Genomic DNA, 7,520 nt, shown 5'->3' on the forward strand with positions numbered 1-7,520 from the left:
ACTCCTATAAGCCCGTAGTTTTAAACTTAAGATGCTGAATCAGAACACCATCTATTACAGCCGAACCTAAATTAACAGCTGAACCTGATGGACTTTTAAATACGATGCCTGTCGCGTCCGCCCCTCTATTCGCTTTTAGAAGATTGGTGGATACATCTCGGGTCACACTACCAATTGCAATACTACTGTGCGTCGCATTTGTCCCCTGATATCTAACAGTATTGGTTCCCGTGGTAATGTCTGAGAAATTTGAACCGCAGTAGCTTACATTGCAGGTCGAACCTTTAAACGACGCTGTAGTTAACCCTGTACCTGCTTGAAATTGAGGATTTGGATCGGTATCTGCATATAAGGTATAAATTTGTGAATATATGGCAGGTATTTTAGGAATGCGTGTTACTTCCAGAATAATATTATTGCCTTCCGATGCCAGAATAAAAGGTTGATACATATTCCCTAACACAAGGTTTATATTTGCACTATATAGATAAAGACCGTCTTTATCGTTGAACAGTGGAGCCAAAGACCCATCCATTGCTGGCGTTACTGCTGTACCATCATCTGCATCAGTTTTAGCAGCAGTACTTATACGAATTCCTTTTTCATTCAGGTTGGTATCAGTAAATTTCAATGTGGACGGATTATCATTAGTATTTATCCGTAATAGTGCAGCTATCCCTAATGTTTCATCATAGAGTTTATTGACATCATCATTTTGAGTTTGGAAGAGCCTTATCTGTGAACCATTAATACTCAGGCCATTGGCCACAAATTGTGATCTTAAGCGATAGTCTTTATCTAAACCACTCTCTGGTGCTCCTGTAATAGCATTAATTGTCCGCATTGAATCAAGAGACCGAGAGAAAATATCAGTCCAAAATCCCAATTTGATTCGGTCACTTGTGGCGTCAATCCCATCTTTAGCTAGAGGTGCTTCTAAAGCCAGATAACCAATATCACTCTTGTTCGCACCTGAAAACTGTTGAATATCTTTTGCTGTACCTGCACGGAATAACCAAGGATTAGCAGCACTTCCCCAATTTAAACCTACATTGCTATAACGCTCAGTTAAGTTGCCATTACTTTTAGATAAAGCCAAACCATAAATAAAAACATCAGCTTTAGTACGGGCATTGGTTATAGCACCTGTCGCTGTTGTATTTGCCACATTTGCTGCATTGGTTTTTGCATAATTGTCGACAGTGGTATTTGCAGCAGAGGTTGCTTGCTGGGCAGCAGTACTGTTTGCTGATGCTCTAATCTGAGCAAGGGTGGTTTCTTTTAAATGATTATTAACTGCGGTCGTAATAGTGGAGCCATATGCAGCTTCAATCTTTTCAATGGTATTTAACCGAGCATTTTCTGCTGCCTTCTCTTCATTTAACCAGGCACCGCCATATTTAGTTGTGCCATCATCAGGAACTAATGCCGGAGCGTTCCAATAATATTGGTCGTAACGTTTATTATAATAATCTGTATAAGTTTTTTGTTTTAAATAAGGTGAAATTTCCTGATTACGATACGTGGTTTCATTTTTTGTTTTTACCTGACTATAAGTCGTTGTATAGGTTGTTGTTGTGGTACTGCCATTTTGATAAATTCCATTATAAACAGTATCATAGATCGAATTATAACTACCTTGATATAAGTTGGCTTTTGCATACGCATAATTTGAATTGTAATTCTGTTTATAAATTTTATCGTATGCACGTTGATACAGTAATTCGTAATTTTCACCTGTTGGAATAATACGAATAAAACCAGTATCGTATTTAGGTTTATCGGCCGCAGAAATAGTGGCATTGTTATAACTTGAAGCAGTAGAAATATCATTCGGTCCCTGAAAAACCATCTTAAAATTTTCAGGCAATAATGCGACCCCCTCACCGGTAGTTTCAGAAAGGTTATTATCTGACAAAGGTTCAAGCGCATAAACTGACGGACTAAGTAAAACTGCGATTACACCCGCCAAACAAGACTTTTTAAATCTTGCATTATTCCAACTCTGAGTCATCACGACCTTCCTTTTTATCAGATGCTCCGCATCATTATTTTTTAATTCATCCTAAGCTTGGTATATCTCTTTTATTTATTTGTCATTACAACAATGTTCTTACCAAGTTTGTATAACTTTTTATTATGCTGAATATTTACTCAATTGCAAAAAAAACTGGGTGAATGAACCCAGTTTCCGATGAATGAATTTTATAAAAAATAAGCGGATCAAAATGATCCGCTTATTCAGTTATTTATGCTTTTGGCAAAGTGACACCAGTCTGACCTTGGTATTTACCACCACGGTCTTTATATGATATTTCACATACTTCATCTGATTCAAAGAACAACATTTGGGCCACACCTTCACCTGCATAAATACGGGCAGGCAAGTTTGTCGTATTTGAAAATTCCAAGGTAACGTGCCCTTCCCACTCAGGTTCAAGCGGAGTCACGTTTACAATAATACCGCAACGTGCATAAGTCGATTTACCTAAACAGATCGTCAAAACATTACGTGGAATACGGAAGTATTCTATTGTACGGGCCAAGGCAAATGAGTTTGGCGGTATAATGCATACATCCGATTCAATATCGATAAAGCTTTTATCATCAAAGTTTTTTGGATCGACAATTGCTGAATGGACATTAGTAAATACTTTAAATTCACGCGCGCAACGAACATCATAACCATAGCTTGAAACGCCATAAGAAATGAGTTTTTCACCTTTTTCATCATAACGTACTTGATTTTCTGCATACGGTTCAATCATGCCGTGATTTTCGCTCATTTCACGAATCCAACGATCAGACTTAATTGCCATTATTTCTATATCCAAAAATAGTTAAATCAATTATTGCGCTGTACTTTAACTGAAATTGGCTGCAATGGAAATAATGATCAGGCGATGACATCATTTTTTACCAAATGCATATTTCATCTTCTTAACTTAAAGACTTAAAAGAGCAGAATAACCCAGTGGAATAGAGAAACTGACTAAAACCAAAGAAGCTGTTTTTTGTAAGTTAGATTGATTTAGCCAACGTACTTTATTCGAGGCTAGAATAGAACCGATAAAAGTCCAAAACAAAGCAATTGGCACAATTAAAATGAGAAACATGCCAAGATGAACTAAGTAATTATGCACTGTTAACCATGCTGAACTTGGAAAAACAGCAGAAGCAAAGAGTAATGCCTTAGGGTTCAATAAGGTTGCACAAAACAGTTCACGTGCACGAATGGTCGGCAGATTATAACTGGCTTGAATATCTGCGGTTTTCCAAAGTTTAATAGCCAGAAAAATAATATACAGCGCACTTAATAATTTCAGAAATATGGGCAGAATAGGGAATTGACTTGAAACTGTACCAATAATGACTCCCCAAACAGTAATTGAAATTAAATAACCGATTGATTCTGCCGGGATAAGTCGTAATGATTGGCGTACACCTACCTGTATACCAGAAGATGCAAGCAATGTATTTGTTGGGCCTGGTGTCAATAAGATAGTGACAACTAAACCGATGAACAGCCATGAAATCATATGCGACCTCTCTTTAGAGAGCGCGAAGAGTAAATTAGTTTATTGTACTTAGCAAATACGTTTTTTTATATATTTATAAAAATTCCAATTTTAACTCAAAAAAAACATATAAATCATGAATTTATATGTAAAATTCCTCAAAACAACTAGACAGTCATTTGTTATAAAAAGTTTCAAGGAACACTTTTTTAAGCATTAATATCTACATTCAGTCATACTTGCACTGCTTCGAGGTAACTGACTCAAGCAAAATACATTATTATTTTAGTATCATATATTTATGGCAAAACAATTTTTTCAATCCTGGCTTCCCTCTCCTCATAAAGTCGCAGAGATGAAACTGTTGAAGATTTTTGGTAAACGCACCTTAAATCCTTTGCTTTGGTATGTGAACAGAAAGTCTATTTCAAAAGCCATTTTTATTGGCACGTTTTGGGGCATGTTGCCTTTACCTTTTCACAGTATTTTGATTGTTTTGACAGTATTACTTTTTGAGGTGAATTTACCGGTAAGCTTATGTCTCGCTTGGTTGACGAATCCCTTCACACTTGTCCCCATTTTATATATTGGTTTCTGGTTGGGTGCAAAGGTGTTTCAAGTAAATATGATTGATCAGGATATGATACTCGGTGTTCTGCATCAGATCAGTCACTGGATTACCCACTTTGGAAAGGGACATGTCGATTTGAGTTTAGCGAAAATTCTATTATCTGGTTTATTATTGGAAGCTCTAATTTTTGCCGTAATATTATTTATGATTACGCGGCTGTTTTGGCGCTGGAATATTATTCAACATTATAAGCGTCGTCAATCTACCCCCTAGAGATGAATAACTGATTAAAATCTTCTGCACATATTTTAAAATTAGATAATTATAAAATAGTTTTATTTTAATCTATTTTAAGTTGAGCTTCTTAGTTCAAGCAAAATTGAATATAACCAAAATAATCTAGCATAAAAAAGCCCAACGTACGTTGGGCTTTACATGAATACTTAAATGTATTTAGTATTTAGAAAATTCTATTTTGCTGCTTTTCTACTTTTGGCAATTGATCTGCAATTTTTTGAGCAATAACCATATAACTTTCAGCAGAATCATCACCTGCAATTACCGAAGGTTTACCTGCATCTGCATTTTCGCGAATTTGAACATTTAAAGGCAAACGACCCAGTAAAGGAATATTGTATTGTTCAGATAATTTATCACCCCCACCGGTACCGAAAATTTGCTCTTCATAACCACAGTTCGTACAAATATGGGTCGACATATTTTCTATTACCCCCATAACCGGAATCTGAACTTTATTAAACAGCTCAATCCCTTTGGTCGCATCCATTAATGCGACATTTTGTGGAGTAGTGACAATGACAGCACCTGTCACAGGAATACGCTGTGCGAGTGTCAACTGAATATCACCTGTGCCGGGGGGCATATCAATCATTAAAACATCCAAATCAGGCCATAAAGTCTGGTTAAACAACTGCATCAATGCACCCGTTGCTTTCGGCCCCCTCCAAGCCACAGGCGTATTGTTATCTCCCGTTAAATGTCCAATCGATAGCACCGGCATACCATAAGCATCAATTGGAACGAAATTTTCAGCTTCAATCATCGGAGTCCGCCCTGTATTACCCAACATAGTCGGAATACTTGGACCATAGATGTCAGCATCTAAGACACCCACTTTTAGACCTAGTTTTTGCAATGCCAAGGCAAGATTTACAGTAGTAGTCGATTTACCCACACCACCTTTACCTGAGGAAACCAAGATGACATTTTGAATACGGGGATGCTTAGGTACATCTCTTTGTTGGGGCGCTGGTTTTTGAATCGGTGGATTATTTGGATCTTGCTCATTTTTTATTTCAGCTGGAGCTGTTTTGCCTGAAGCATCCACTACAGGTGGAAGTTTCTGAGCTTGAGGAGTTTCATTTTTATCCTGTGGTCGGCTAGAACAACTATGACCTTCTTTTCCATGATCATGATTGGAACAACTTTCACCTCGTGCATGTTTTTGCTGGATCACATGCATATTAAGTTCTTGGATACCGCATTTTTCTAAGGCATCCGCCAAATCATCATGGATTTTTTGTAAATGATCTGCTTCTTCAGGATAAGTATTAATCGTTATTTGTAATACTCGCCCTTCAACATTCACTTGGGTAATTCGGTCTTTTAATATATTGCTTGAATTTGGCAATATATAGCCTTGTAGCACATTCTGAATGTCTTCCTCCTTCACCTCCTGCGAGGGTGAAAAAACAGATTTAAGCGAAGAAAGCCATGACATAAGTTTACTCCAAGTACGGACATACAACTGAATATCATAGTTTAGCTTTAAATGAAGTGAAGGTTAAGCAAAGTTCGAGATTGCTTTATGAATGTTGCTAAAAATCCGATCTAATCAGTAGGTTTTAGTGCTTAACTCTTTATTTTGATAAACAGCTTAAGTGCTTTTATGGATTCATATATAAATATATTTTTATTAAATCATCGACTAGCACAAGCTAAATCAGATAGATTCGAAACAGTTTAATAAATTTAATTTTTTGGTTTATCTACATATATAACGATTATTTCTTAACAATTATTCTGCAGACATGCCTATATTTTGTTCTTTATATTATCTACACATTATTATCATAATAATTTTTTATCTGGGATAATATATTTATATAAAACAATTATTTAAATTTATTGTATTGACTGCTATAGCCTTTACCGATGCAGCAAATGAAACTTCTTCTATATATACGTCCAAAGGACAATTAATCAGTTTAGGCGATAATTTTAACGATATATATAATCGTTTTAAGTTATCTCCAAACTCAATAATTACACCTTAACTCAAAAAAGGTGAAAATCGTTATTTATCTGCTGATCATTCCAGCTAAATTAAAGATCATTTAACTGGAATATTTGATTAAAACTCAACTGAATCAGCCTTGGTCATCTTTTTTAAATTTGTTGAGAGTGTCTGTTGCTGTTTTCTTTAACTCATCAAATTTAGTACCTGCCTGCGCTTTCAGTTCATCAAACTTAACTGAGGCTTCTTGCTTAAATTCAGTCGCTTTTAATTTGGCTTCTTCAAGTTTATGGCTAGCTTCCTCTTTTAAATGGTCTAATTTATCCTGCACATTATTTCCTGTCACTGGTGTTTCAGCTTTTGCATGATTTACTTTTTCATCAAATGAAACTTTACCTTCCGTATATTTAGCATCAGCCTCCTTGTTTAAATTATGAAGCGCCTTTTCACTTTCAAGCTTAATTTCAGCAACTTTATGTTTTAGATCATCAACTGTTTTGTCGCCCTGCAATTGCGCTTCGTTCACCTTATATTTTAGATCTTCACCTAAATTAGTTATTTTATTCTTTAACTCATCTAATTTATTTTCATTTGTCATAATTTTTCCTCTATGTTATTCAATATTTAGCTTAGTTATTAGTTATACAAGGACATTTTTATGAATAAAATCAAAAACTGCATTTTGAAACAAAGCATATACAGGATGTAGCAAGGGGCTATAACACCTTAAATTAAAACTATCTAAAAGTTCTAAAAATAATTTAATAACCAAGATTAATAATTCACTCTATATTTGGATAGCGATAACCCTTTAAGTAATTGGCATACATTTAACAGTATATTATTTGATTTACGCAGTCCTCTTAAATTAAAGAAACTTGTGTTTCCTATATAATTATTCAACAGGAGGGTAAAGTATGAATGTGGAAATGAAGATCAGCTGGAATAAAACAGGCGTCAAAGCTTTTCCCTTGCTGGATTTTTTCCAGCCTAACTATTTGCGACAGCGGTTTTCTTTTCTGGCTCTTTCAGTGATTATTTTTGAGGCATAAAAAAAGCCCCGCTATTTAAGCGGGGCTTTTGGAATAATGAGCTGGCGATGACTTACTCTCACATGGGTAACCCCACACTACCATCAGCGCAAAGAGGTTTCACTTCTGAGTTCGGGAAGGGA

Annotated in this window: 7 protein-coding genes and 1 rRNA gene; 2 read left to right on the top strand and 6 right to left on the bottom strand. The window is 35.7% G+C overall.

Going from position 1 to position 7,520, the window contains the following annotated elements:
* Positions 1–4: 4 nt before the first annotated feature.
* The 3 genes from E0H89_RS06520 to E0H89_RS06530 form a co-directional block, all read right to left on the bottom strand.
* Positions 5–2,014, bottom strand: a complete 2,010-nt coding sequence (locus tag E0H89_RS06520; protein WP_131215652.1) for a hypothetical protein — start codon at positions 2,012–2,014, stop codon at positions 5–7.
* Between the two features lie 235 nt (positions 2,015–2,249).
* Entirely contained in the window at positions 2,250–2,819 is a 570-nt protein-coding gene (gene dcd / locus E0H89_RS06525) for a dCTP deaminase (protein ID WP_131215654.1), read from the bottom strand.
* Between the two features lie 126 nt (positions 2,820–2,945).
* Positions 2,946–3,539, bottom strand: coding sequence for a LysE family translocator (locus E0H89_RS06530; protein ID WP_131215656.1), 594 nt, complete (start codon positions 3,537–3,539; stop codon positions 2,946–2,948).
* A gap of 274 nt (positions 3,540–3,813) precedes the next feature.
* Here E0H89_RS06530 and E0H89_RS06535 point away from each other — a divergent pair, with 274 nt between their 5' ends.
* Positions 3,814–4,362: a DUF2062 domain-containing protein gene (locus E0H89_RS06535; RefSeq protein WP_205755856.1), complete on the top strand. Its 549-nt coding sequence runs from the start codon at positions 3,814–3,816 to the stop codon at positions 4,360–4,362.
* Positions 4,363–4,549: 187 nt separating this feature from the next.
* Here E0H89_RS06535 and apbC read toward each other — a convergent pair whose 3' ends face one another.
* Complete coding sequence (gene apbC, locus E0H89_RS06540; RefSeq protein WP_131215659.1) at positions 4,550–5,830, bottom strand: iron-sulfur cluster carrier protein ApbC; 1,281 nt, start codon at positions 5,828–5,830, stop codon at positions 4,550–4,552.
* Between the two features lie 649 nt (positions 5,831–6,479).
* Positions 6,480–6,944, bottom strand: a complete 465-nt coding sequence (locus tag E0H89_RS06545; RefSeq protein ID WP_131215661.1) for a hypothetical protein — start codon at positions 6,942–6,944, stop codon at positions 6,480–6,482.
* Between the two features lie 319 nt (positions 6,945–7,263).
* On the opposite strand from E0H89_RS06545, the gene E0H89_RS16840 reads away from it, so the two are divergent.
* Positions 7,264–7,398 carry a hypothetical protein gene (locus tag E0H89_RS16840; RefSeq protein ID WP_284702740.1) on the top strand — a complete coding sequence of 45 codons (135 nt, stop codon included), beginning with the start codon at positions 7,264–7,266 and terminating at the stop codon, positions 7,396–7,398.
* Positions 7,399–7,437: 39 nt separating this feature from the next.
* On the opposite strand, the gene rrf is transcribed toward E0H89_RS16840, so the two are convergent.
* A 5S ribosomal RNA gene (gene rrf, locus E0H89_RS06550) occupies positions 7,438–7,520 on the bottom strand; the annotation flags it as partial.

Source organism: Acinetobacter sp. ANC 3781 (assembly GCF_004331285.1).
In the GTDB taxonomy this organism is placed as follows: domain Bacteria; phylum Pseudomonadota; class Gammaproteobacteria; order Pseudomonadales; family Moraxellaceae; genus Acinetobacter.